Genomic DNA, 23416 nt, shown 5'->3' on the forward strand with positions numbered 1-23416 from the left:
CACCTCGCATGATCGTCCGATACCACGTCGTCGAGTCTCAAGGCGGGTGCGCGCAGGGGGAATCGGGAGAACTACTCAATTCCCGTGCAGCCGCGGTGCCGGTGCCGCGCGTCCGTAAAATGGCCGCCCATGGAAACGGGGGCAGCACCAGGGGCGTTCGTCGGCCTCGGCGGCGAACTGACGCCGCTGATCGGGCGCCGGGCGGAGACGGCCCGGATCGCGCGGCTGCTCTCCGGCGCACGGCTGGTCACGCTCAGCGGAGTCGGCGGCGTGGGCAAGACCCGGCTGGCACTGCGCGTGGCGGCGGACGCGGCGCGCTCCGCCTTCCCCGACGGCGTGTACGTCGCCGAACTCGCCGACCTGCGGGACCCCGAGTTGCTCGCACCGAGCGTCCTTGGCACCCTCGACATGGCGAACCCGGGCCGCGCCGGCGCCCCTGCGACGGCCGCCCTCGCCGCCCGACTGCGCGAGCGCCGCACCCTGTTGGTGCTGGACAACTGCGAGCACCTGATCGACGCGTGCGCCCGCCTCGCCGACGCGCTGCTGCGGGCCGCGCCCGGGCTGCGCATCCTGGCGACCAGCCGGCAGCCGCTCGGTATCGCGGGTGAACAGGTCTTCTCCGTCGAGCCGTTGCCGGTGCCGGCGGCGGACGCGGGACACGGCGTGCGCGCCCTGAGCGGCAATCCGGCCGTCGCGCTGTTCACCGACCGGGCCGCCGCCGTGCTGCCCGGCTTCACCGTGACCGACTCCGACGCCGCCGCCGTCGCCGAGCTCGTACGCCGTCTGGACGGGCTGCCCTTCGCGATCGAGCTGGCCGCGGCCCGCATCCGCAGCCTGACGCCGCAGGAGATCCTGGCACGGCTCACGGACCGGTTCGCGCTGCTGACCGGGGGCAGCCGCGTCGCCGCCGACCGGCAGCGCACCTTGCGCGCGCTGATCGACTGGAGCCACGGCCTGTGCACGGAGCGCGAGCGACTGCTGTGGGCGCGGGCCTCGATGTTCCGCGGCGGCTTCGACCTGGAGAGCCTCGAACGGGTCTGCACGGACGCCGACCTGCCGCCCACCGCCCTGCTCGACACCCTCGACGCACTCGTGGCCAGGTCGATCGTCAACCACCGCCAGGAGCACGGGCGTTCGCGCTACCACATGCTGGAGACGGTACGGGAGTACGGGCACGAGCGGCTGGCCGCGTCCGGCTCGCTCGACACGCTCCGCGGCCGCCACCGGGACCGGTACGCCGAACTGACCGCACGGGCCGGGCGGGAGTGGTTCGGGCCCCGGCAGGTCGACTGGTTCACACGGCTGCGCCTGGACCACCCGAACCTGCGCACGGCCCTGGAGTTCTGCCTGGAGCGGCCCGGACAGGCGCGAGCCGGGCTGGCCCTGGCCGTGGCGCCCCGGCACTACTGGATCACCGCGGGCCTGCTGTCCGAGGGCCGCCGCTGGCTGGCGCAGCTGCTCGCCGCCGACCACGCGCAGGACGACGGCGGCGAAGCGGCCGGCCCGACCGCCGTCGTCCGCCTACAGGCCCAGGTCACCGACACCTACCTGAGCATCCTGCAGGGCGCCCCGGACGCCGAGGTGCGGCGCGCGCTCGCCACCTGCGAGGCGGCGGCCCGGCGAGGCGGCCACCGGCGGGAGTCGGCGTGGGTGTGGCACCACCACGGGATCCTCGCCGTCTGGCGCGAGGACGTCGCGAGCGCTGCCGAGCTGTTCGCGCGGGCGCGCACCGAGTTCCACGCGCAGGGCTGCCTCGACGCGGCCCTCGAATGCCGGGTCAAGTTCGCCATCGCGCACGCCTACGGAGGTGACGTCACCGAGGCCGACGAGGCCTGCGGCGAGGTCGAGGCGGCCGCTCAGGCGCACGACGAGTCATGGCTGCACGGCATGGCCCTGCTCGCCCGCGCCCTGCTGGCCCGGCGCGCGGACGCCCCCGCCGACGCGATCACGCACGCCAGGGCGGCCATCGCCCGGCTGCGCCCGTTCCAGGACTGGTGGGACGTGGCCATGTGCGTGGAGGTCATCGCATGGAGCACCCAGGACGCCCCGCGGCGCGCGGCCCGGCTCCTGGGGGTGCTGCACCTGTTGTGGGAGTCGCTGGGCGGGCGACTCGGCTCGGCACCGTTCATGCGCGCGCAGCATCTGCGCTTCGAGGCTGAGATACGCCAGGCGCTGCCCGCCGCCGTCTTCGACCGGGAGTTCCGCCGCGGGGCGCGCGCCACGGCGGACGAGGCGATGGCCTACGTACTGGACGACGCGGCCGGGGCCCCAGGGCTGACGCGGCGCGAGAGCCAGGTCGCCGAGCTGGTCGCCGAGGGCCTCACCAACAAGGACATCGCGGCGCGCCTGACGATCGCCCAACGCACCGCGGAGAACCACGTCGAACGCATCCTGGGCAAGCTGGGGTTCACCTCCCGCACGCAACTGGCGGTGTGGACGTACGAGCAGCGCGGCGAACCCGCCGGAAGCCGACGGCGGGCAGGGCCCACAGGGCGAGCGCCGGCAGACTGAACGACGCCCAGCAGGCACACACTCCAGCCCGCCGCCGCGTACCGGCCGGTGGAGGCGAGTGCGCCCAGGGCGACGTGGGCCGGCTTCGGGCCGAAGCGTTCGTTCGCGGCGGGCCTTCGAGTCGGCGACGCTCGGCTCGCCTTGCCGGGCCAGTCCGCCTGGCCCCTGATCCCCTCGTGGCCGATGGTGGTGCCTGGGACGGCTTGCCGCCGCCCGCCTGCGGCTCATGGCCCACCAGGCCGGCTCGCGCATCGCGGACATCGGTGCCGCGCACGCGGTCCCGGCCTCACAGCCCCAGGCTGTCACCGCCTCCTCAAAGGAACCAGCCATGTCGAACTTCACCCCGTACCTGGAGCGCAACCGGGCTTTCGCGGCCTCCGGTGCCCAGGCAGACGTCCCCCAGCTCCCGTTCATCCCCTTCGAGCAGCTGTACCTGATCACCTGCATCGATCCACGCGTGGAGCCCGCGGCTGTGCTGGGCGCCCGGCTCGGAGAAGCGATCGTCGCACGCAACATCGGCGGCCGCGTGACGCCGGCGATCATCAAGGACCTTGCCTGGATCGTGCACCTGCATGAGAACAAGACGCCCGACGCGGACTGGTTCGAGATCGCTGTCATCCACCACAACGACTGCGGCTCAGGACTCCTCGCAGATGACGAGCTGCGCGCCGGCTTCGCCGCCCGCGGCGGCTGGGACGAACGGACCTCCTTGGAGATGGCCGTCCTGGAGCCGTCCAAGACGGTGCAGAAGGACGTCGCCAAGCTGCGCTCGGCACCCGAGCTCGCGTCGGCCATCAGCGATATCAAGATCGGAGGCTACGCCTACGACCTCGGGACCGGGAAGATCACCACCGTCGTCCAGCCCGGCTGAGCACGACACGGTCGGCCCCGGCGATCCCGGTCCGGCGACAGGACGGAGGCGACCGCGTCCGACAGACCGGTTCCCGGCCGTCCGGCACCGAGGCACCCGACGGTCCGAACGGCTTCGCGCCAGATCAGCGATGTCCGTTGTCTTCGCGGCGGATGATAGGGCGACGCCAGAGCGCGTCCGCAGCCGATGAACCTCCGGACAGCCCCTGCTGAGCCGCCGACCCGCCCCGCCTCGGACGACGGACCGCCCACGGGCTCGGCCGGGCGAGCGGCATGTCGATGGGCCGATCGCACGCCGAGGCCCCAGGATTGACCGGGTGAGAACAGGCAGTCCCCGCACCCCGGCGGGCAGAGCCGAGCAACGAGGAAACCAGACGAGGTCCGCCATGCCCGTACACCGCGTCGGACTGGTCGTCCACCAGGGCCGGGACGCCGCCCGGGAAGCAGCCGGCGTCGTGCACGCCTGGTGCGAGGCGCACGAGGTCCCCTGCACCGAGATCGACGTCTGGTCGGCGGACCAACGCCGCCGCTCCGCGCGCGAGGAGGCCCGCGCGGCCGGCGACCCCGACCTGGTCGTCACCCTGGGCGGGGACGGGACCTTCCTGCGCGGCGCCCGGATCGCCGTGAAGACCGGTGCCACCGTGCTCGGCGTCGACCTGGGCAAGGTCGGCTTCCTCACCGAAGTGCCGGCCTGCGACATCACCACCGCCCTCGACGCCGTCCACGCCGGCCACGCCCCGGTCGAGGAGCGCATGACGCTGACCATGCGCGCCTCCCGCCTCCCGGAGGTGCCCGCCGAACTGGAGGCCCCCCTCTGCTACGGACGCGGTCCGGCCCTCCCGCCACCGCAGACGCGACCGGAGAGCACCGCGGGCGACGGCTGGGGTCTGCCGCTGGACGTCAACGCCCTGAACGACGTGGTGGTGGAGAAGCTCACCCGGGACCACCAGGTCGACGTCGGCGTCTACATCTCCGGCAGGCTGCTGGCCGCCTACTCCGCCGACGGCCTCGTGGTCGCCACGCCCACCGGCTCGACCGCCTACAGCTTCGCCGCCGGCGGCCCCGTGCTCTCCCCGCACATGGACGCCGTCGTCTTCACCCCGATCGCCGCCCACATGACCTTCAACCGCACCGTCGTCGCAGCCCCCGACGAACCGGTCGCGCTGCGCCTCCTGCCGCACTCCGGCCGCGCCGCGGTCAGCATCGACGGCCAGCTCCGGGGCGTCCTCGACCCGGGCGACTGGATCGGCGTCTACCGTGCCCCGCAACGCGTACGGCTCGTCCGCCTCCAGCCCACCGACTTCTACGGACGTCTGCGGGACCGCTTCCAGCTCACCGACGCACCCGCCACCGCCACCGACGGAGAATCCGCCCCGTTCTTCCGCCCCCACTCCTCCGTCCCCCCGGACCTGGCGGGCCTGCGCCTGCCCCCTCCCACCGCAGCCCGCTGACCCCTTCCTCGCCGGGCGACGTTCGCTTCCTCACGGTGCACTCGGGTTCTTGGAACTCTCGGAACGCCTGCCTCATCCCCGTGCCATCGAAGGCAAAAGCGTTGCCGCTGAAGACCGCTGATCAGTAGGTTTGCGCCATCATGAGGACGCGAACTCTGAGCTTCGGCTTGTATGCAGACGAGCAGGGGCTGGTATGGGTCAGGGAGCTCGTCGACCGGGCGGTAGGTTCCCGGAATGCCCGGATCGTCAAGGCCAGGTGGTCGGCCAGAGAGGAGGCCGCACGGCGACCCTGATCTGGACGCACCAACTACCCTGCCCAGGAGCCGGGTTGTGACGCGACGTGCGTGGGGGATGTGAAGAGTTCGGGCATGACGCCCGGGATTCGGTCACGGGAGCGGAAAACTCGGAGGCTCACTCGGCGCTTTCGGACAGGTCGGGCGCCGACCTACGCGATGGGAGACCGATCAATGAGGTTCACTCCGGTACGGCGCAGAGTGCGGATGGCCGCGCTCGCGCTCTCGGCCGCCGCGGCCCTTACCGTCGGCGCGACCGCCACGACCGGCGCGGCAGCGGCCCCCGCCCCCGCGAAACAGGGGCCGACCTCGGTGGCGTACGTCGAGGTGAACAACAACAGCATGCGCAACGTCGGCAAGTACACCCTCGCCAACGGCGGCGGCAACGTCTTCGACGTCGCCGTGATCTTCGCGGCGAACATCAACTACGACACGGGCGCGAAGGCGGCGCGCCTGTACTTCAACGAGAACGTGCAGCGCGTCCTCGACAACGCGGCGACAGAGATACGGCCGTTGCAGCAGAAGGGCATCAAGGTCGTCCTCTCGGTGCTCGGCAACCACCAGGGCGCAGGCTTCGCCAACTTCCCGTCACAGCAAGCGGCTTCGGCGTTCGCGAAACAACTGTCGGACACTGTGGCCACGTACGGCCTCGACGGCATCGACTTCGACGACGAGTACGCCGAGTATGGCAACAACGGCACCGGCCAGCCCAACGACAGCTCGTTCGTGCACCTGGTGACGGCGCTGCGCGCGAACATGCCAGGCAAGATCATCAGCCTGTACAACATCGGCCCGGCCGCGTCGCGTCTCTCCTACGGTGGCGTCGACGTCTCGTCCTCGTTCGACTACGCCTGGAACCCGTACTACGGCACCTGGCAGGTCCCCGGCATCGCACTGCCCAAGTCGAAGCTGTCTCCGGCGGCCGTCGAGATCGGCCGAACCTCGCAGAGCTCGCTCGCGGACCTCGCCCGCCGCACCGTCAGCGAGGGATACGGCGTCTATCTGACGTACAACCTCGATGGCACCGACCGCAGCGCCGACGTGTCCGCGTTCACCAGGGAGCTGTACGGCAGTGACGCCGTCTACACGCCGTAAGGCGACCGCCCGCCCCAGTGCACGGCGCTCCCTCGGGGCTTGCCGCATCCCGTAGGGCCGCGATCCGCGCGGACCGCGCCTTCGACAACGATGTCGGGGGCGCGGTGCGGGGTGACCGGTCACCCACGTCTCCACCAAGCCCGTAGGAGAAGTGGTCGCACGTAATGCTGTGGAGCCGCCGTAGGATCCGCAGCCGCTCGTGTGGATACTGATCACCATGCGCATTGACTTCGACCCCGCTGAGATGCCCCGTAACGAGTTCTACAGGCTGCTGACCGCCACGGTCGTGCCGCGGCCGATCGCCTGGGTGTCCACCGTGACCCAGGACGGGACGGCGAACCTCGCCCCGCACTCCTTCTTCAGCATCGCCAGCGTGAAACCGCCCGTGGTGCAGTTCAGTTCCGTCGGCCGCAAGGACACCCTGCGGAACATCGAGGACACCGGCGAATTCGTCGTCAACTTCACGCCGGAGGAGCTGTTCGCGCAGATCAATGACACGGCTACCGACTTTCCGCACGGCGTGAGCGAGTTCGAGGCTGCGGCGATCGAGCCCGAGTCGAGCCTTCGGGTCAAGCCGCCGCGGGTCGCCGCCTCGCCGGTGGCATTGGAATGCGAACTGCACAGCACTCTCCGGATCGGTGACGGGACCGTGGTGTTCGGACGGGTGGTGCATGCCGTGGTGTCGGAAGACGTGCTGGTGGACGGGCACCCGGAAATCAGCAAGCTGCGTCCGCTGTCGCGGCTGGGGAAGAACGAATGGGGAACGGTCAGCGGCGTGCGCGACCTCGCCCGTATTCGGCATGAGGACTGGCAGGGACCCGCGGCCGACCGGTAGGCGAAGCCGGCCGTCCGTCGGTGGGACGGTGCCCGGGAGGCGCGGGGGAGCGAGGGTTTCACTTCAGTTCATGTGAGAGGGGCTTCCGCAGCTCAGAGAGGTGCGGAAGCCTGGGCCGCGACGATGGCCCAACGCGAGGGAAGACTCCGATGGCTACCGGCAGTTGACGAATGTCGGAAAGCGGTATCCGGGTGGAGTCCGGTAGTGGTCGGAAATCGGCGGTCGGGAGTGGCTGGTGCACGGTTGCGTTACTGGGCGGTTGGTATCCGGCAGAGGGCCGATTCCCGGCCGCGACTCGGGACCTCGGAACGATGCCCTAGCCGAAGAGCGGGCTTCCGGAGCGGCGTTGAGCCGGCGGTCGGTGTTGCGCGGGGTGGCCACCACAGCGCTTGTCGGGGCAGGTGGGGCTACGGCGGCGGTGCCCGTGGTGTCCGGGGGTGGGGCCGCGTACGCGGCGACGGACGACGGGCGGCGGCCGCTGCGGGTGATGACGTTCAACCTGCGGTACGCCTCGGATGTCCGCCCGAATTCCTGGGGCGAGCGCAGGCCGGCGATGCGGAACCTGTTGCGTCGCGAGGCTCCCCACCTCCTCGGTACGCAGGAAGGGCTGTACGGGCAGTTATGGGATATCGCTGATGATCTCGGGCCGCACTACGGCTGGGTGGGTACGGGGCGAGCCGGCGGAAGTCGGGACGAATTCGCGGCGATCTTCTACGATGTGCGGCGCCTCGCCCCTGTTGAATACGACCATTTCTGGCTTTCCGACACGCCCTATGTGATCGGGTCGAAAACCTGGGGCAACACCGTGATCCGGATGGCGACTTGGGTGCGTTTCCGGGATCTGCTGAAGAGCGGTGGCGGAGGCGGGAGCGGGGAAGTCGGGCGGAGCTCGGGGGAAAGGGAAGACCGGGGTTCTGCGGAGTTCTACCTCTTGAACACGCACCTCGATCACGCCGTGCAGTATGCGCGGGAGCGTTCCGCTGCGCTGATCAACGAGCGGCTGGGCACCCTGGACCCCGCCCTGCCGCGGATCGTGACCGGCGACTTCAACGTGGCGGCGCACCAGAACCCCGTGTACGAGACCATGCTCGGGGCCGGAAGACTCGTCGACAGCTGGGATTCCGCAGAAGAACGGAGCGCCCGGTACGGGACCTTCCACGGATACCGGCCGCTGGTGCCGGACGGGGACCGGGTCGACTGGATTCTCACCTCGCCGACGATGCGGACACGGCGGGCGTCGATCAATACGTACTCCATGAACGGACAGTTCCCCAGCGATCACCTTCCGGTCCAGGCATGGATCGACTGGTAGGCCTCTGGGCGGAGAGGTGGCGCTAGCGCGGGCGGGCCGGGGTCGCGCCGCGGACCTGGAGGCCGTCGAGGAGTTCTCGGGTGGCTGCCGCGACGGCGTCGACGGCCTGGTCGAACACCTCGCGGTTGTGAGCCGCCGGGGCGCGGAATCCGGAGACCTTGCGGACGTACTGCAAGGCGGCGGCGCGGATGTCCTCGTCGCTGACCTCGGGGGTGACGGGCGGGCGGAGCGTCTTGATGCTGCGGCACATGCGTCCAGTCTGCCCCGTCAGATGGCCCGCCGGGTGTGGATCAGCTGAGGCCGGTGACTCGCATGGTGATGTTGAGGCGGCCGGCGGCCATGCCGGTGGCGGGATCGCCGGTGCCCGGGTGGACCTTGGGCACGCCGTGGTACACGAACCGCGACGGACCGCCGAAGACGAAGAGGTCTCCCGAGGCCAGTTCGATGTCGGTGTAGGGCTTGGTGCGGGTCTCGGTGTTGCCGAATCGGAAGACGCAGGTGTCGCCGATGCTGAGGGAGACGACCGGCGCGCTGGAGTGCTCTTCCTTGTCCTGGTGCATGCCGAGCTTGGCCTCGGCGTCATAGAAGTTGATCAGTGCGCTGTCGGGCGTGTATGTCTCGCCCGCCGCGGTGTCCTGATACGCGTCCACCAGCGCGCGGCGGCCCAACGCGAGCAGCCACTCCGGGAATTCGGCGACCCGGGCACCGTTCACGTCGTCGGCGGTGCGGCTGTAGGCGTACGGCTGCCAGTGCCATCCGATGCACACCGTCTGGACGGACATCACGCCGCGCCGGAGTCTGGTGTGCCGGATCGGTACCGGGCCGCGTGCCCAGCCGCGGCAGGCGGTGACCAGCTCGCGCTGCTCCGCGAGCGAGAGCCAACCGGGGAGGTGGACCGCCCCGGGGGCCAGCTCCCGACGCGTGAGCCCTGTGGCGCTGCTCGGTCCGGCGGACCCGCGGAGCTGCCCGACATCCTCGAAGCCCGGGAGTGGGGTGGTCATGGGCGCGGTGACCTGCCTTGATGTGGAGAGGGAGCGGAGAGGGACGCGGGAGGCGGGGTGGGGCTGCTTGGCGGCTGTGCTTTCAGCGTGCCATGTCGGCGCGGTGGGTGGGTGGTGGGGGCTGTGACGCCACCATGGCCCGGTGGGGCGGGTGAGCGGGAGGCACATGGCCGCCGCTGCGGCGGGCGCGCGCTCGATGCCCGCCGACTGCGGTCAGATGAGCGTGGGTTGGAGGGCGCCTTCGTGGGTCAGCAGCGCGGTTTTGCGCTCCACGCCCGCCGCGTATCCCCGCATGGCGCCGTCGGCGCCGACCACTCGATGGCAGGGGCGTACGAGCAGCAGCGGGTTCGCCCCGATCGCGGCTCCCAGGGCACGCACGTCGGTGCGTGGCACGCCGAGGGCGTCGGCGAGACGACCGTAGGTGGTCGTGGTCCCGTAGGGGATGTCGTCCAGGGCCCGCCAGATGCGCTCCTGGAATTCCGTACCCGCGGTGTGAAACTCCAGCGTGAACCTGGTCAGCTGACCGGCGAAATAGGCCCGGAGCTGCCGGATGACCTCGGCGAACGGGCCGGCGTCCTGGCGCCAGTGTGACCCTACGGCCGGGGCCGTGCGCTGCCCGGGCATGGAGAGCGAGGTGAGGGCGATGCTGCCGGGAGTGGTGGGGGAGTCCGCACCGACGAGCAGCAGTTCGCCGAGGGGACTGCCGAGAGTCGTGTAGTGGGTCGCGGTGGGTGTGGCGGCGGTCGTGGCATGGGTGTTCATGGTGTGTCCTCGTGCCTGCTGTTACCTGGGCTTTCTTTGAGTCTGCCGGTTTTCCGGCGAGAAGACTGGCGGAAATCGGACGCGGCGGCTCCGGGTGGGGTGAAGGGCGCGAGACGGGTGGCCGTCTGGCCGCGCGATAGGAGGGGTGCTGGTGGCATCCGTCCGGGCAGATGCCCGATGGGAGGGGAGGAAGGGCCACGGCCGGAACGCGGAAGGCCGGATGCCTCAAGGCGACGAAGACGGCCCCGGCGCGGCCCGCTGGAGGCGAGCATTACCGGAGCCGTCGTACGTGACCTCGAAGCTACGTGGTGTCCGACTCAGGCGGCCTCGACGACCTCCGTGTCCTCAGCACGCACCGCTAGCGTCCAGATCTCCAGCAGCACCGCATACTCCGCCATGTCCTGAGCAGTCCAGGCCAGACCGTGCCGGGCGCGCACGAAACGCCGGATCGAGTCGTTGGCCTCGGACACAGGAACGGGCGTAGCCGTAGGGGCAGAAGGAGTTGGGGACATGTGAGACATGCTAGGGGCAGCCACTGACAACGCATCCCCGCGTACTTCAGTCATAGGGCCCCCGAGCCCGCTCCGCCGCTCGTTCTGACGCCACCTCAACTCGCTGACCAGCAAAGACCGTCAGCACCTCGCCCTCCCCTCGCTGCCTGCATGTGTCCATTCCCACACGCTCCGCGTTCGCCCCACTCTTTCCGCCCGTCAGCGAACCGTCAACAGGGCGTCATGAGATCCGGCCTCCGGGAGACCCGCCCTCCTGTCCCACGGTGAACGGCCGGCAGGGCAGGGGAGTGCTGATCCGCCGCGGCTAATGGCGGCGTGAGTCGCGCTGGGCCGGGTCTCTTGGGCGCAGCGGTGATGCCGGCGGCTATGGGCGGTTCCCCGGATCGGGTGGTGTTTGCGGGGTGCGCGTGCTGCGGGGCGAGGCTTGACGGGCGGAGGAAAGGGCTTCGGTGGCCGCTGTCGGCCTGGCCAGGGCGTGCGGCCGTGGGGGCGCCCCGCTGCTGCGTGTGCTCTGTGCGGCCGTGGGACGGAGCGGTGGTGTCAGTGGCCGCCCTTACGGTGGCTCCCGTATCCATCCGAGCTGCTGGCGCTCCTCGGACCGGCCCCGCTCCCGTGGCAACGCACGGGAGCGGGGCCCTTCGCCGATCCCTGTCGGCTCAGCTTCCGCTCGGGGGCGCGAGGCGTTGGGTGTCACCTCCGAAGGCCAGGTGCGTGGTCCGGGCGGCGAGCAGCCACAGGCCGTCGACCTTGCGGAAGGTGTCCTCGTAGTGGCCCACGTTGGTCGGGGGCCGGGAAGGGGCTATCCCGTCGACGAAGCCGTCCACGCGGTAGGTGGTGAGGTAGGAGGTGGCGGTGGCCGTCGTGGCGGAAGTGACGGAGACCAGGATGTTCGTCATGAGCCGGCGGGAGAGCCGGTCCGTCGGACGGGAGCCGAAATACTCGCGCAGCGCCTCGCGGCCCACGATACGACGGTTGCCGTGGGGCCATTCCCAGGTGCCGTCGTGGGTGAACAGTTCGGCCACGGAGCTCGGGTCTCCGAGGTCGAGGCGGTGGACGAAGTCGATGATCAGGCGCTCGCAGGCGCGCTCGGCGAGCAACCGGTCGATGGGGTCTGTCGATTCCTTGCTCATCGGAAGTCCTGAGGTAGATGGCGCGTGGCGCGGGTGCGCTCACGGGCGTTCGAGAGGGCTATCGGGTTTCCCGGGGTGGGGCGGAGGCCAGTTGGCCCGCCGGGGTCGGTGCGAGGGGGTGGCGGGTGCCGGTGCCGGCCCTGGTGCCGCATATGGCCTGGGCGAGATGAGCGTTCATGGCGGTGTCGATCGGGCCCGGCACGGGCTGGCCGTTGCCGTCGAGTTTTTCGTAACGGGTGAGGTTGAAGCCGAGGGACACCTGGCGGCGGCCGTCCGTGCTGGTGAGAGACCAGGTCATGGCGCCCAGTACCAGACCGTTGTGGCCCCAGAACTCCCCACAGGGTGAGGCCGTCCGAAGCAGACCGAGGCCGTAGCGCACGGTGGTGCCCTCCATCGGCACGGTGGTCTTCATCTGACGAAGCTCTGCCGGCGCGAGCAGAGTGCCGCCCAGGAGGGCGCGGTAGAAGCGATTGAGGTCGGGCATCGTCGACACCAGGGAGCCGGCCGTCGAGGCCCAGGACATGTTGTAGACACTGAAGTCCCGCGGCGGATCGAAGCCTCCGTAGGCCGCCTCGTACATCTTCGCGTGCGGACCGGAGAGGTAGGGGGAGGCCGGGAAATAGGTGTGCCGCAGACCGGCTTTGCGGATGACGTGTTCGGTGATGTACGCCTGGGGGGACTGGCCGGTGACCTTCCGCAACAGCAGGCCGGCGAGGACATAGTTGGTGTTGGAGTAGTGGTGGGCCTCGCCCGGCTTGCCCAAGGGCGGTGCCGCTACCCCCAGGCGGGCCAGTTCCTCCGGGTCGAACTCATGGAAGCGGTTGCCCTCCAGGCTTTCCGCCGTGTTGAAGATCTTTGGGCTGTATTCGCCGATGCCGCTGGTGTGGTTGAGCACCATCCGGACGGTGATGGCGCGGACGCGCTCGCCCGGGACGAGGTCGGGGAGATAGCGGCCGATGGGAGCGTCGAGGTCGATGCGGCCCTTGCCGACCTCCTGGAGCACGGCGACCGCGGTGAAGGTCTTGGTGATGCTGCCGATGCGGTGTTCCATCAGCGGGGTGGTGGGGCGGCCGCTGTCGACGTCGGCGACCCCGGCCGCGCCGTGCCAGTCATCCGAGCCGTCCCGTACGGCCGAATACGCGCCGTACATTCCCGCGTCACGGAATGCCTGGAGGGATCTCTGCAGGGCGGCGCGGTCGAGCTTGGAGCCCGGGGCAGGGGCTGCGGCCGTTGAAGTCGCGGCCGACAGGGCGGTGTTGGCGGTCAGCGGGCGCACGGGCGGGGCAACGGCGGAGGCCGACGCGGCGATGGGGACGCTGAGAAGACATAACGCGGCGGTGGTGGCAGTGAGGGCCGCCAGCCTTGAGCGGTGGCGCGTGGAGCGGTCAACGGGCATGGAATCTCCTGGAGTTCGAGCCTGAAGGAGGCTCAGGCAAGGGTGCAGGGGAGAAGGGGCAAGGTGGTCAGCAAGCGTGGGCCCTCAGTGTCGACAGGGCGTCCACTGGCGTTTCCTTGCTCTGATTCTCTCGGTGAGACGGGCACAGGACATCAACCTACGGGTCTACCTTGATCCGGAATTTCGGCGATGAGCGTCGGAGCGTGGTGTGACCGGCGCCGAAGCCACCGTCCAGGCCGTGCCCCTTCGAACACCGGCTGCCTTCCCGAGTCTTGAACCGCACCGCACCGCACCACACCACACCGCGCCGGCCGACCGGAAACCGGGTGCGGACTGCCGGCGCCGTGGTGTGTGATCGGGGTATGGCGATGGTGTTGGGCAAGCCGAAGGCCGACGGGTTGAGCGAGACCGTGGGCGTGCTGCGGGAGTGGCAGAACGACGGGGCGCCGATGCAGCTGCACGCGGGGGACCTGGGCTGGTTCTGGCGGTTCGGTGCAGAGGCGACGGCCGCGGCGGTCCGGACCTGGAGCCGGGACGGACGGATCCTCGCCGTCGGGCTGCTGGACGGTCCCGGGCTGTTGCGGCTGACGATCGCACCGGACGCCCAGCGGGACGAGGAACTGGCGCAGCAGCTGAGAGAGGACCTGACCGAGACGGAGCGCGGAGTGCTGCCCGAAGGAAAGGCGACCGTCGAGGCACCCAGGGGCGCACTGGTCCACGATCTGCTCTTCGAGGACGGCTGGAAGGCCGGTGAACCATGGACGCCGCTGCGCCGCGACCTCACGGAGCCGGTGCGGGACCCAGGCGTGCGGATCAAGGTGATCGGGCCGGATCAGGCGCATGTGCGGGCCATCGTACAGCGGGCGGCCTTCGAGGGATCGACGTTCACGGACGAGCACTGGCACGCGATGGCGGCCGGACTGCCGTACGCCGACGCCCGGTGCCTGGTCGCGTACGACGACCGGGGCAACGCGGTGGCGGCGGTGACGGTGTGGTCGGCCGGTCCGGGGAAGCCCGGGCTGCTCGAACCGATGGGCGTGCACCGGGAACATCGCGGTCACGGCTACGGCAGGGCGATCACCGTCGCCGCGGCGGCCGCACTTCGGAGGCTGGGCTCGTCGAGCGCGATCGTCTGCACCCCGGGCTCCCATATCGGCGCTGTCGCCACCTACAGGTCAGCAGGCTTCCAGCAGCGCCCCGAGGTCCGGGATCAATGCCGGGACGCCTGAGTCGACTCTCGAATGTTGAATGGCGAAGCGCATGCCGTATGACGCATGCCGTGGTGGTGAGGCGCGGCGCGTCGGCGTGGGCGACGATGGAAGGGCCGGGGTTGCTGCGTCATGCGGCAGCGACGGGGGCGGCATCGTGAGCGTGGCAGTACCCGCAGAGCAGGATCGGGAGGCCCCGATGGATTACCCGGAACGCTATGAGCTGGTATTTCAGGCCCCCGCGGTGGAGGACGACGTAGTGATCGTCCGGCGTACCGACCGGGCGGGAGCGGGCGGGTATCCGATCTACGAGGACGAGTCGGGGATCGTACGCGCGGAGATCAGCGACCGGGGCGAGGTCCGCATGGTGGCCAGTGGAGGGCACCAGGCCCCCCGGACACCGCTGCTGGCCCGACGGCTGAGCCCGTGACGCCAAGACGCGGGAGCCCATGACGCGGCGGTGGGACGAAGCCTGGTTACGCGACGTTGCGTGACGGTGGAGCCCCGGGATCGCCGGGCACATCGAGAGAGCCTGGAACGCCACCCGCTCGACGGGCAAGGCGTCGGCGCGGAACGGTCCGCGTCAGACGCTGCGCAGGTGCGGGCGCCGGGGAGCCGGGGCCTGGCGCGCGGGCTCGGCGTCCGCGTCGGGGGCGGGGGGAGCGGTGCCTTCGGGTACGGGCTCGACATCGGGCGACGGCTCGGGATCGGGGACGACCCGCAGGCGGGGGCGGATGTCGGCCTCGGCGGTGTCTCCGCGGAGAACGGCCAGGGCGCGTTCGAGGGTTTCTCCGGTGATCTGTATCCGGATTCTGGCCAGGCGTTCTAACTCGTTCTGAGACACCATGTCAGCGTACCTGCCGTAACGTCACCCCTGGGGCCACAGAGACGGAACCGAACGCGACAGCAGGAAGCGCGAGGAGAGGTTCGTGGGAGAGCCCCGCCGGAGAGGAGCCGGGGTCAGGGCGCGGACAGCGCGTGGGCGAGCGCGGCCTCGGCGTGCAGCCGGGTCGTGGGAAAAACGGGCACCGGGCTGTCCTGCGGGCCGATGAGCAGCTCGATCTCGGTGCAACCGAGCACGATGCCCTCGGCCCCGGCGGCGATCAGGTCGTCGATGACGGCGACGAACGCATCGCGGGACTCCTCCTTGACGAGGCCCACGCACAGCTCCTCATAGATCACGCGGTGGACGGTCTCGCGCCCGGCGGCCTCCGGAACCAGCACATCAAGGCCGTGGCCCGCCAGACGAGCACGGTAGAAGTCCTGCTCCATGGTGAACGCGGTGCCCAGCAGCCCGATACGGCGAAGTCCCTTGCCGCGCACGGCTTCCGCCGTGGTGTCGGCGAGGTGCAGGAGGGGGACGCCGACCGCGGACGACACCCGGTCGGCGACCTTGTGCATGGTGTTGGTGCAGATCAGCAACAGATCGGCGCCGGCCGCTTCCAACGCCCGGGCGGCCTCGGCCAGGACGTCGCCGGCCTCGTCCCAGCGCCCCTCGACCTGGAGGCGTTCGATCTCCGCGAAGTCCACGGAATAGAGCACGCACTTGGCCGAGTGCAGTCCGCCCAGCCGCTCCCGCGCCAGCTCGTTCAGCAGGCGGTAGTACTCCGCCGTGGACTCCCAACTCATGCCGCCGATCAACCCTATGGTCTTCATCGGCACACTCTCGCACACAGCGGTGACGGTCCCCGCACCGCCCTATCGCCGGACCGGCCGACCACATGGCGTGCCATGCGGTCGGCCGACGGGGGACCGACTCCAGCCGAGGGGAAGGTCACAGCCCCCAGCGGATCGGAAGGTGGTGCATCCCGCGCATGAGGAGCCCGGGGCGCCAGGTCGGAGCGTCCACCGAGGTGTCCAGGGCGAGGTCCGGGCAGCGGTCCAGGAGGGAGCGGAGGGCGATCCGGCCCTCCATACGGGCCAGCGGCGCGCCGAGGCAGAAGTGGATGCCATGGCCGAAGGCGACGTGCCCGCGCGGGTCGCGGGTGATGTCGAAGTCGTCGGCGTCGTCGAACCGTTGGGGGTCCCGCGAGGCCGAGGCGAGGGAGATCAGGACGGCGGAGCCGGCGGGGATCAGGGTGCCGCCGATCTCCACCGGCTCGTCGGCGAACCGCCAGGTGGCGGTCTCCACCGGGCCGTCGTACCGCAGCATCTCCTCCACGGCGTTGTCCAGCAGACCGCCGTCGGCCCGTAGGGCGGCAAGTTGGGCGGGATGCTCAAGGAGGGCCCGGACGCCGTTGGAGATGAGGTTGACCGTGGTCTCGTGACCGGCGACCAGGAGGAGGAAGGCCGTACCGATCAGCTCCTCGTGGGAGAGCCGGTCGCCGTCCTCGTCGCTGGTCCGGATCAGTGCGCTGAGCAGCCCGTCGGCGGATTCGCGGCGCTGGTGCTCGATGAGGTCGGTGAGGTACCCGGCCATCGTCCCGAAGGCGTCCTGCGCCGCTTCCGCACTGGTCGGCGAGACGATTTCCTGGGACCAGGTGCGGAAGGCGTCGCGGTCGATGGACGGCACACCCAGCAGCTCGCAGATGACGGTCATCGGCAGCGGGAAGGCCAGCGCCTCGATGAGGTCGGCCCGGTGGTCCGGCGCGGCCAGCATCGCGTCGAGGAGCGCGTCGGTGACGTGCTGCACGCGGGGGCGGAGCGCCTCGACGCGGCGGGCGGTGAACTCCTTCGCCACCAGCTTCCGCAGTCGCGTGTGATGCGGCGGGTCCACATCCAGCATGTTGGTGAGCAGCGGGTCCTCGTCGTCGATCACCCGTTGCAGGTCGGACTTGTGCCGGTCCTTGCCCAGGCGCGGGTCGGCGAGCGCGGACCGGACCGCCTCATGGCCGACGATCAGCCACGCCTCCTGGTCGAACGGGGTGCGCACGCGGTGAACGGGACCCTGGGCGCGCAGCTTGGCGTAGTACGGATAGGGGTTGGTGACGAAGTCCTCGCCGTAGGAGGCCAGGTCGATCACCGGGAACGTCCGGGCATCGTCTGCCTGGTCGGCCGCCGGAGACCGCGGCGACGCGGGTATCTCGAAGACCTCTGATGCCTGGGAGGTCTGAGCGGGCTGCGGGACCTGCGGATTCTCCGGCACGTACTGTCCTGCCTCTCTCGACTTACGAGGTGTTTCGTCCGTCCAACAAGACGCGCTTCGGCGCTGCACCCTGAGATCCGGCTGCACTGCTCACCGTATGCAGACGGGCTGACCGGGGTCGTCGTTCCCGCGGAGGAGCTGCGGAGGGCGACGTCCTCCCACCGCAGTGCAGCGGAGTAGTCGGGGGGTGCAGATCCCGCGGCCGGCGGTGGCCGCGGGCGACCTGCGACGAACGGCCGAGCAGCAGGCCCGGCGCCGAGGTCGCGGACGTGGGCCGGGCCACGGCGGCGATCGGACCGGCCCCGTCCCACCGCGCACGGTCCGCAGACAGGACCGCTACGGTCCGCACGCGGCGCTCGCGGACCGCACACCACACCAGGCAGGCCCGCTCCCTGTCGTCGCCACAGGGGAATCCAGTGGAGGCAACGGCCCGCCCGATGCCATGCTGTGCGACGTGAACGGACCCGAGATCGCCCTCAGTTTCGCCCCTGAACTCCACCTTTTCGTCGGAGCGGAACGCAGCGCCGGCTGGACGCCCCTGGTGACCGACGGCGCCTCGACGCTCGGCCATATCGTCGAGTCGCTGGGCGTCCCGCTGACCGAGGTCGGGCGACTGGTCGTGGACGGTGCGGAGGCCTCCGTCTCCCACATCCCGCGGCAGGGCGAGCACCTCGCGGTGCACGCCGTCGCGCGGCCGCAGCACGTCCCCGGCGCACCCCTGCGGTTCCTGCTCGACGTGCACCTCGGCACCCTGGCCCGCCGGCTGCGGCTGCTGGGCGTCGACGCGGCGTACACCAACGAGGACCCGGGCGACGCGGCACTGGCCGCACTCTCCGCGAAGGAGCAGCGGGTGCTGCTCTCCCGGGACCGCGGACTGCTCCAGCGGCGCGAGATCTGGGCCGGCGCCTACATCTACAGTGACCGGCCGGACGACCAACTCCGCGACGTCCTCGGCCGGTTCGCCCCCGCACTGGACCCCTGGACGCGCTGCACCGCGTGCAACGGCCGCCTGACCGCCGCCGACAAGGACGCGGTCCAGGAGCAGCTCCAGCACGGCACGCAGCGCACCTACGACGTCTTCGCCCAGTGCACCTCGTGCGGACGGGTCTACTGGCGCGGGGCCCATCACGCCCGCCTGGAGGCGATCGTCCAGGAGGCGCTGCGGGCCGGCACCGGCTGAACCGCGACCGCCCGCACCCGAGCCCCGGCCCCCGCACGAATTCCGCGACCCGGGCGAGCGTGCCACCGGCGTCGGTGTGCGGCTGCCCGGTCCTTCCCGGCGCCCGCGCGGCATCCGCATGACCTGCGGTGTCGTCGACGAACAGGGCGCGCGCCGGGTCCGTCACGCCCGCCCGCCGCGGTGCGACGGCGTAGCTGCCGGGGTCGGGCTTGGCGCAGACGACCTCGCAGGACAGCACGGCGCCGTCGACCATGCCCAGCACTCCGGCGCGGGCGAGCGCGGCATGCGCCTCGGGCCAGGCATTGCCCACCAGCACGGTCCTGGCCCGGCCGCGCACCGCCCGCAGCCCGGCCATCAGGTCGGCGTCCCCACGCTGACGGCAGGCCAGATCCCGTCGGATCTCGGCGCTCAGCCCGCGGTCGGCGCCCAGCCGCCGCCGGACGCTGTCCCACCAGTCCTCCTGACCGGTCCGGCCGATCAGCACCCGGTCGTCGTTCCCGTCGAACAGCGCGGCCAGGAAGGCGTGTTGGGAGATGCCGAGTCGGCCGCCCCGCTCGGCTGCGTCCGCCGGCAGGTGATCCGGCGAGGGCACCGCGCCCACGTCGATGAGGATCGCGGGCGCGCCCGGACCTCCGATGTTCATCCGCCGGCCCCCTCGTCCCATGCCGCCCCGCCGTCTGGTCCGTCGCCCGCCCGACTCCTTCTGGACTCCACGGCGAGGACAACCGATTGACGCTACGTCATCGCAGACGCCACGCCGTGGAATGCGCCAGGCAGCCGGGCGAGTCGCCGGTGGCCTCCCCGTCGATGTCCGGTCATCGCCCCGGCGGTGTCTGTCGATGCGGTGCCTGGGAAACGCCCCGTCGTTCGCCGGGCGACGGGCCGTGCCTGGATTCCGGACTCTCCGTCAGCGCGCAGTCGCCCACGGTGGTCATCGCCCCCGGTGCGGCTCGCGCTGAGCCCCCTTTAGCGCGCCCGTAGTCCAACGTGATGACGACACGCCGGAGCCCCGCGCCGTCCAACGGGTGAATACGCCGCCCTCCGCCACCCGAAGAGCCGATGTCGTCCCTCGAATGCGGCGTTCTCCGGTGGTGCCGAGCCGGATTCCGACTGACGGTGATCACGTCGCTACTGCGATCCGATGTGCCGACGAAGTGTCAGCCTTCGCAGTCGCGCCGAAAGGAACAGTCTCCATGCGCACTGCCCGCACTCTGTTCGCATCTGCCGCCATCACAGCGGCACTCACCATCTCTGCCCCCGGCGCGAGCGCCCTGGGGCTGGTCGAGGACTTCACCTCGGGCAGCGCCACCTCCGTCAGCGGCAACGACAACGACCACGGCCGTGGCGACCGTGACGGCGGCGGCCGTGGCGGCCGTGGCGGCCGTGACCGCGGCGGCGACCGTGGCGGCGACCGCGGTGGTCGTGACCGCGGTGGCGACCGTGGCGGCGACCGTGGTGGTCGTGGCGGCCGTGAAGGCGGCGGCGACCGCGGCGGCGACCGCGGCGGTCGTGGCGGCCGTGACGGCGGCGGCCGTGACTGGGGTCGTGACTGGGACCGCGGCCACGGCCACGGTCACCACCGCAGCCCGCACGGCGGCGTGCACACCGGTGGTGGCGCCCTGGCCATGCACGTGATCGGTGACTGGGGAAGCGGCTACGGCGACGACGACGGCGGTCGTGGCGGTCGTGGCGGTCGTGACGGCGGCGGCCGTGGCGGACGTGACCGCGGTGGCGACCGCGGCGGCGACCGTGGCGGCGACCGCGGTGGTCGTGACCGCGGTGGCGACCGCGGCGGCGACCGTGGCGGTGACCGCGGTGGTCGTGGCGGCCGTGACGGCGGCGGTCGTGACGGCGGCGGCCGTGGCGGCGACCGTGGTGGTCGTGACGGCGGCGGCCGTGGTGACGGCGGCTGGGGTCGTCGTCCGAGCGGTGGCGTCCACACCGGTGGCGGCGGGATGGCCATGTCCGGCAGCGGTCTGGCCGCCGGCTCCGTCCTGATGCTCGGTGGTCTGGGCGCCGGCGCCTACATGCTGCGTCGCCGCAACACGTCGGGCACCGCGGCCTGATAAGGCTGCCCCCTCCGGAGGTCGATGTGCAGTCGCGGCCACCGTCCTCGTGGGACGGTGGCCGCGGCGATTGCGGGTCCACCCCACCGGCGCCGCGCGCCCGGCACCGACCCGCGTGCCGGGCGGCGACGTCGCCCGCCCTTTGCACCTCGCCCCGCCCGCTCACGAAAGGGCCCCTCATGACAACCCAGCAGTCGCCCCAGCCGAATCCGAGTTCCGACTCGCCCGAGAAAGCCGTACCCCGCTCCGTGGGACGCGGCCTGATCTGGGCCGCGGGAGCGTTTCTGCTGGGTTCCTTCCTCGTCTACAACTCCGTGGACACCTCGGCGGACGCCAAACCGCTGTCCTCTTTCTCCGCCGGCCAGCAGGCCCACCGGCCGATCTCCGATCTGGCGTTGGCCCGCTCCGCCCCGAAGCGGCTGACGATCCCGGAGATCGCCGTGGACGCGCCCTTCACCCGGCTCACCCTCGGCCCCACCGGGCAGCTCAACGCGCCCCCGGCCGCCGACACCAACCTCGTCGGCTGGTACCAGGACGGTGCCGCACCGGGGGAGCGCGGCGCCGCGATCGTCGCGGGGCACGTGGACACCAAGACCGGCCCGGCGGTGTTCCTCCAACTGGAGACCCTCAGGCCGGGGAGCACCGTCGAGATCACTCGCGAGGACGGCATCATCGCCACGTTCAAGATCGACTCCGTGGAGACCTTCAGCAAGGCGAACTTCCCCAACGACCGGGTCTACGCCGACACTCCGGACGCCCAACTCCGCCTGATCACCTGCGGCGGCTCCTACGACCGGAAGGCCAAGGACTACACGGCCAACGTGGTGGTCTTCGCCCATCTCGTCTCGTCGAAGCACGTCTAGGACGCGTCGAGTCCCCGCGCGGTGCGGCGCGCCGCAAGTGTCTGAGGGAGCCGGGTACCGGGGCCCGGGTCGGCCGAACGCCGGCCCGGGCCCCCGTTTTCCGGACGCCTTCGCGACGGCACGCAGGGGAAGGGCACCGTTCGACGCGGGGCCCCGGGCCGCTCACGCCACGGAACGGACAAGGACACCATGCCGAACAGCAGGCACCGCATTCCGCTCCCTGACGGTGTGAGATGAGCGCCGGGCGTGGGAAGCCGCCCGGCCGGCGCCCGGCTCGGAAAGCGGCCGGCGGTGGCAGCGCCGCCACCGACCGCCTTCTGCGCATCGCGCTGCGCCGGCGCAAGAAGCCGCTGCGTGCCGCGGACGTGATGATCACCGACCGGCCGGCGGTGCGCCGGGCGGTTTCGGCGGCCGCGCTCGGCAACACGATGGAATGGTTCGACTTCGGCGTCTACGCCTACCTGGCGGGCACCTTGGGAAAGGTGTTCTTCCCGGCCAGTTCGCCCGGCGCGCAGGTCGTCGCGTCGTTCGCGACGTTCGCCGCGGCATTCGTCGTGCGCCCCCTGGGCGGCCTGGTCTTCGGACCGCTCGGCGACCGCATCGGCCGCCAGCGGGTACTGGCCGCCACCATGATCATGATGGCGGCCAGCACCTTCGCCATCGGCTTCCTGCCCGGCTACCACGCCGTCGGCTTCGCCGCGCCGATCCTGCTGCTGATCTGCCGACTGGTCCAGGGATTCTCCACCGGCGGCGAATACGCCGGAGCCACCACCTACATCGCCGAATACGCCCCCGACAAACGACGCGGATTCCTCGGCAGCTGGCTCGACTTCGGCACCTTCGTCGGCTACTCGCTCGGCTCCGGCCTGGTCACCGTCCTCACCGCGGTACTCGGCGAGGACGGACTGGTGTCCTGGGGATGGCGGCTGCCGTTCCTCGTCGCCGGACCGATCGGACTGATCGGCCTGTACATGCGGATGCGGCTGGAGGAGACCCCGGCCTTCCAGCGCGAGGCCGAACAGGCCCACCAGGAGGCGGAGGCGGTCCGCGCCGCGGGCGGCGAGGACCCGGTGGAGGTCGCCCGCCAGTCCGGACACGGCAGGCTGAAGGAGATCTTCACCCGGCACTGGCAGGCCGTGCTGATCTGCATGGGCCTGGTGCTGCTCTACAACGTCACCAGCTACATGGTGACGTCCTACCTGCCGACCTTCATGAGCGAGACGCTCGGCGAGGACCCGCTCACCGCGCAGCTGCTGATCCTGGGCACCATGATCGTGGTGGCGCTGACCATCACCACCGTCGGCCGCACCTCCGACCGCTGGGGCCGCCGCCCCGTCTTCATGGCCGGCAGCATCGCCCTGATCGCCCTGGCCGCCCCCGCGTTCCTCCTCATCCGGGCCGGCGGCATCCTGCTGCCCGCCCTCGGCTGCCTGATCCTCGGCCTGCTCCTGGTCTGCTTCGCCGGCACCTCCGCCGCCACGCTCCCCGCGCTCTTCCCGACCCGACTGCGGTACGGCGCACTGTCCATCGCCTACAACATCTCCGTATCGCTCTTCGGCGGCACCACGCCGCTCTTCGCCTCCGGGCTGGTGCAGCTGACCGGGAACCACATGGTCCCCGCGTACTACCTGATGGGTGCCGGCGTGGTCGGCTTCGTCGCGACGCTGTTCCTGCACGAGACGGCGGGCAAGCCGCTGCGGGGCTCCGGACCGATGGTGGAGACCACCGAACAGGCCCGGAAACTGGTCGCCCACAGCCGCACCGAGTCCGGGCGCCGGGCCCGGGACGTCTGGATCCGCCTGCGGCACCCCTGGGCCCGGCCCTGACCAGGCTCCCGCCACCGGGC

21 protein-coding genes and 1 pseudogene are annotated in these 23416 nt (G+C 71.1%); 11 read left to right on the forward strand and 11 right to left on the reverse strand.

The window, feature by feature from the left end; translation table 11 throughout:
- Positions 1 to 129 precede the first annotated feature (129 nt).
- The 6 genes from ACIQE0_RS24755 (at position 130) to ACIQE0_RS24780 (ending at position 8367) form a co-directional block, all read left to right on the forward strand.
- On the forward strand, positions 130 to 2511 hold the full coding sequence (locus ACIQE0_RS24755) for an ATP-binding protein (protein WP_402335994.1): 2382 nt from the start codon (positions 130 to 132) through the stop codon (positions 2509 to 2511).
- Between the two features lie 328 nt (positions 2512 to 2839).
- Positions 2840 to 3382 carry a carbonic anhydrase gene (locus ACIQE0_RS24760; protein WP_402335997.1) on the forward strand — a complete coding sequence of 181 codons (543 nt, stop codon included), beginning with the start codon at positions 2840 to 2842 and terminating at the stop codon, positions 3380 to 3382.
- A gap of 385 nt (positions 3383 to 3767) precedes the next feature.
- Positions 3768 to 4832: an NAD(+)/NADH kinase gene (locus ACIQE0_RS24765; protein WP_402336000.1), complete on the forward strand. Its 1065-nt coding sequence runs from the start codon at positions 3768 to 3770 to the stop codon at positions 4830 to 4832.
- 467 nt (positions 4833 to 5299) lie between these two features.
- Positions 5300 to 6220: an endo-beta-N-acetylglucosaminidase H gene (locus ACIQE0_RS24770; RefSeq protein ID WP_402336003.1), complete on the forward strand. Its 921-nt coding sequence runs from the start codon at positions 5300 to 5302 to the stop codon at positions 6218 to 6220.
- 217 nt (positions 6221 to 6437) lie between these two features.
- A complete protein-coding gene (locus ACIQE0_RS24775; RefSeq protein WP_366337153.1) occupies positions 6438 to 7055 on the forward strand; it encodes a flavin reductase family protein in 618 nt (205 codons plus the stop codon).
- A 487-nt stretch (positions 7056 to 7542) separates the two neighbouring features.
- Positions 7543 to 8367: an endonuclease/exonuclease/phosphatase family protein gene (locus ACIQE0_RS24780; protein WP_402336006.1), complete on the forward strand. Its 825-nt coding sequence runs from the start codon at positions 7543 to 7545 to the stop codon at positions 8365 to 8367.
- Between the two features lie 22 nt (positions 8368 to 8389).
- Here the strand turns inward: ACIQE0_RS24780 and ACIQE0_RS24785 are convergent, their stop codons facing one another.
- The 6 genes from ACIQE0_RS24785 to ACIQE0_RS24810 form a co-directional block, all read right to left on the reverse strand.
- A complete protein-coding gene (locus ACIQE0_RS24785) occupies positions 8390 to 8617 on the reverse strand; it encodes a DUF2277 domain-containing protein (protein ID WP_384098464.1) in 228 nt (75 codons plus the stop codon).
- Between the two features lie 40 nt (positions 8618 to 8657).
- Positions 8658 to 9368 carry an alpha-ketoglutarate-dependent dioxygenase AlkB gene (locus tag ACIQE0_RS24790; protein ID WP_366335345.1) on the reverse strand — a complete coding sequence of 237 codons (711 nt, stop codon included), beginning with the start codon at positions 9366 to 9368 and terminating at the stop codon, positions 8658 to 8660.
- 213 nt (positions 9369 to 9581) lie between these two features.
- The gene (locus ACIQE0_RS24795) at positions 9582 to 10130 is read right to left on the reverse strand and encodes a methylated-DNA--[protein]-cysteine S-methyltransferase (protein ID WP_402336009.1); all 549 of its coding nucleotides are present in this window, start codon (positions 10128 to 10130) and stop codon (positions 9582 to 9584) included.
- A gap of 317 nt (positions 10131 to 10447) precedes the next feature.
- Positions 10448 to 10600: a hypothetical protein gene (locus ACIQE0_RS24800; RefSeq protein WP_366335342.1), complete on the reverse strand. Its 153-nt coding sequence runs from the start codon at positions 10598 to 10600 to the stop codon at positions 10448 to 10450.
- Positions 10601 to 11298: 698 nt separating this feature from the next.
- Complete coding sequence (locus tag ACIQE0_RS24805) at positions 11299 to 11772, reverse strand: nuclear transport factor 2 family protein (protein WP_402336012.1); 474 nt, start codon at positions 11770 to 11772, stop codon at positions 11299 to 11301.
- Between the two features lie 58 nt (positions 11773 to 11830).
- Entirely contained in the window at positions 11831 to 13168 is a 1338-nt protein-coding gene (locus ACIQE0_RS24810; protein WP_402336015.1) for a serine hydrolase domain-containing protein, read from the reverse strand.
- A gap of 362 nt (positions 13169 to 13530) precedes the next feature.
- Here ACIQE0_RS24810 and ACIQE0_RS24815 point away from each other — a divergent pair, with 362 nt between their 5' ends.
- Together ACIQE0_RS24815 and ACIQE0_RS24820 are read left to right on the forward strand one after the other, a co-directional pair.
- A complete protein-coding gene (locus tag ACIQE0_RS24815) occupies positions 13531 to 14397 on the forward strand; it encodes a GNAT family N-acetyltransferase (RefSeq protein ID WP_402336018.1) in 867 nt (288 codons plus the stop codon).
- Positions 14398 to 14575: 178 nt separating this feature from the next.
- Positions 14576 to 14806: a DUF6296 family protein gene (locus ACIQE0_RS24820; protein WP_366335334.1), complete on the forward strand. Its 231-nt coding sequence runs from the start codon at positions 14576 to 14578 to the stop codon at positions 14804 to 14806.
- Positions 14807 to 14959: 153 nt separating this feature from the next.
- Here ACIQE0_RS24820 and ACIQE0_RS24825 read toward each other — a convergent pair whose 3' ends face one another.
- The 3 genes from ACIQE0_RS24825 to ACIQE0_RS24835 form a co-directional block, all read right to left on the reverse strand.
- On the reverse strand, positions 14960 to 15220 hold the full coding sequence (locus ACIQE0_RS24825; RefSeq protein WP_402336023.1) for a hypothetical protein: 261 nt from the start codon (positions 15218 to 15220) through the stop codon (positions 14960 to 14962).
- Between the two features lie 116 nt (positions 15221 to 15336).
- On the reverse strand, positions 15337 to 16032 hold the full coding sequence (locus ACIQE0_RS24830) for an aspartate/glutamate racemase family protein (protein WP_402336025.1): 696 nt from the start codon (positions 16030 to 16032) through the stop codon (positions 15337 to 15339).
- Positions 16033 to 16150: 118 nt separating this feature from the next.
- Positions 16151 to 17338, reverse strand: coding sequence for a cytochrome P450 (locus ACIQE0_RS24835; RefSeq protein WP_366335351.1), 1188 nt, complete (start codon positions 17336 to 17338; stop codon positions 16151 to 16153).
- Positions 17339 to 17915: 577 nt separating this feature from the next.
- Between ACIQE0_RS24835 and ACIQE0_RS24840 the strand changes: the two genes are divergently transcribed.
- Positions 17916 to 18641: a Mut7-C RNAse domain-containing protein gene (locus ACIQE0_RS24840; protein ID WP_366335328.1), complete on the forward strand. Its 726-nt coding sequence runs from the start codon at positions 17916 to 17918 to the stop codon at positions 18639 to 18641.
- A gap of 112 nt (positions 18642 to 18753) precedes the next feature.
- On the opposite strand, the pseudogene ACIQE0_RS24845 reads toward ACIQE0_RS24840, so the two are convergent.
- Together ACIQE0_RS24845 and ACIQE0_RS24850 are read right to left on the reverse strand one after the other, a co-directional pair.
- Positions 18754 to 19305 (reverse strand): annotated as a pseudogene (locus ACIQE0_RS24845) (HAD family hydrolase); the annotation flags it as partial.
- Between the two features lie 493 nt (positions 19306 to 19798).
- On the reverse strand, positions 19799 to 20581 hold the full coding sequence (locus ACIQE0_RS24850) for a hypothetical protein (protein WP_402336028.1): 783 nt from the start codon (positions 20579 to 20581) through the stop codon (positions 19799 to 19801).
- Between the two features lie 305 nt (positions 20582 to 20886).
- Here ACIQE0_RS24850 and ACIQE0_RS24855 point away from each other — a divergent pair, with 305 nt between their 5' ends.
- Positions 20887 to 21570, forward strand: a complete 684-nt coding sequence (locus ACIQE0_RS24855) for a class F sortase (RefSeq protein ID WP_366335324.1) — start codon at positions 20887 to 20889, stop codon at positions 21568 to 21570.
- Positions 21571 to 21803: 233 nt separating this feature from the next.
- Complete coding sequence (proP, locus tag ACIQE0_RS24860) at positions 21804 to 23396, forward strand: glycine betaine/L-proline transporter ProP (RefSeq protein WP_402336031.1); 1593 nt, start codon at positions 21804 to 21806, stop codon at positions 23394 to 23396.
- Positions 23397 to 23416: the final 20 nt, after the last annotated feature.

The sequence above is a fragment of the Streptomyces sp. NPDC093097 genome (genome assembly GCF_044754325.1).
Classification (GTDB): Bacteria; Actinomycetota; Actinomycetes; order Streptomycetales; family Streptomycetaceae; genus Streptomyces.

Bases quoted from the DNA above. Each gene is read 5' to 3' on its own strand.
- ACIQE0_RS24755 (WP_402335994.1), top strand. From the start codon at position 130: ATGGAAACGGGGGCAGCACCAGGGGCGTTCGTCGGCCTCGGCGGCGAA.
- ACIQE0_RS24760 (WP_402335997.1), top strand. From the start codon at position 2,840: ATGTCGAACTTCACCCCGTACCTGGAGCGCAACCGGGCTTTCGCGGCC.
- ACIQE0_RS24765 (WP_402336000.1), top strand. From the start codon at position 3,768: ATGCCCGTACACCGCGTCGGACTGGTCGTCCACCAGGGCCGGGACGCC.
- ACIQE0_RS24770 (WP_402336003.1), top strand. From the start codon at position 5,300: ATGAGGTTCACTCCGGTACGGCGCAGAGTGCGGATGGCCGCGCTCGCG.
- ACIQE0_RS24775 (WP_366337153.1), top strand. From the start codon at position 6,438: ATGCGCATTGACTTCGACCCCGCTGAGATGCCCCGTAACGAGTTCTAC.
- ACIQE0_RS24780 (WP_402336006.1), top strand. From the start codon at position 7,543: ATGACGTTCAACCTGCGGTACGCCTCGGATGTCCGCCCGAATTCCTGG.
- ACIQE0_RS24785 (WP_384098464.1), bottom strand. From the start codon at position 8,617: ATGTGCCGCAGCATCAAGACGCTCCGCCCGCCCGTCACCCCCGAGGTC.
- ACIQE0_RS24790 (WP_366335345.1), bottom strand. From the start codon at position 9,368: ATGACCACCCCACTCCCGGGCTTCGAGGATGTCGGGCAGCTCCGCGGG.
- ACIQE0_RS24795 (WP_402336009.1), bottom strand. From the start codon at position 10,130: ATGAACACCCATGCCACGACCGCCGCCACACCCACCGCGACCCACTAC.
- ACIQE0_RS24805 (WP_402336012.1), bottom strand. From the start codon at position 11,772: ATGAGCAAGGAATCGACAGACCCCATCGACCGGTTGCTCGCCGAGCGC.
- ACIQE0_RS24810 (WP_402336015.1), bottom strand. From the start codon at position 13,168: ATGCCCGTTGACCGCTCCACGCGCCACCGCTCAAGGCTGGCGGCCCTC.
- ACIQE0_RS24815 (WP_402336018.1), top strand. From the start codon at position 13,531: ATGGCGATGGTGTTGGGCAAGCCGAAGGCCGACGGGTTGAGCGAGACC.
- ACIQE0_RS24820 (WP_366335334.1), top strand. From the start codon at position 14,576: ATGGATTACCCGGAACGCTATGAGCTGGTATTTCAGGCCCCCGCGGTG.
- ACIQE0_RS24830 (WP_402336025.1), bottom strand. From the start codon at position 16,032: ATGAAGACCATAGGGTTGATCGGCGGCATGAGTTGGGAGTCCACGGCG.
- ACIQE0_RS24855 (WP_366335324.1), top strand. From the start codon at position 20,887: ATGACAACCCAGCAGTCGCCCCAGCCGAATCCGAGTTCCGACTCGCCC.
- proP (WP_402336031.1), top strand. From the start codon at position 21,804: ATGAGCGCCGGGCGTGGGAAGCCGCCCGGCCGGCGCCCGGCTCGGAAA.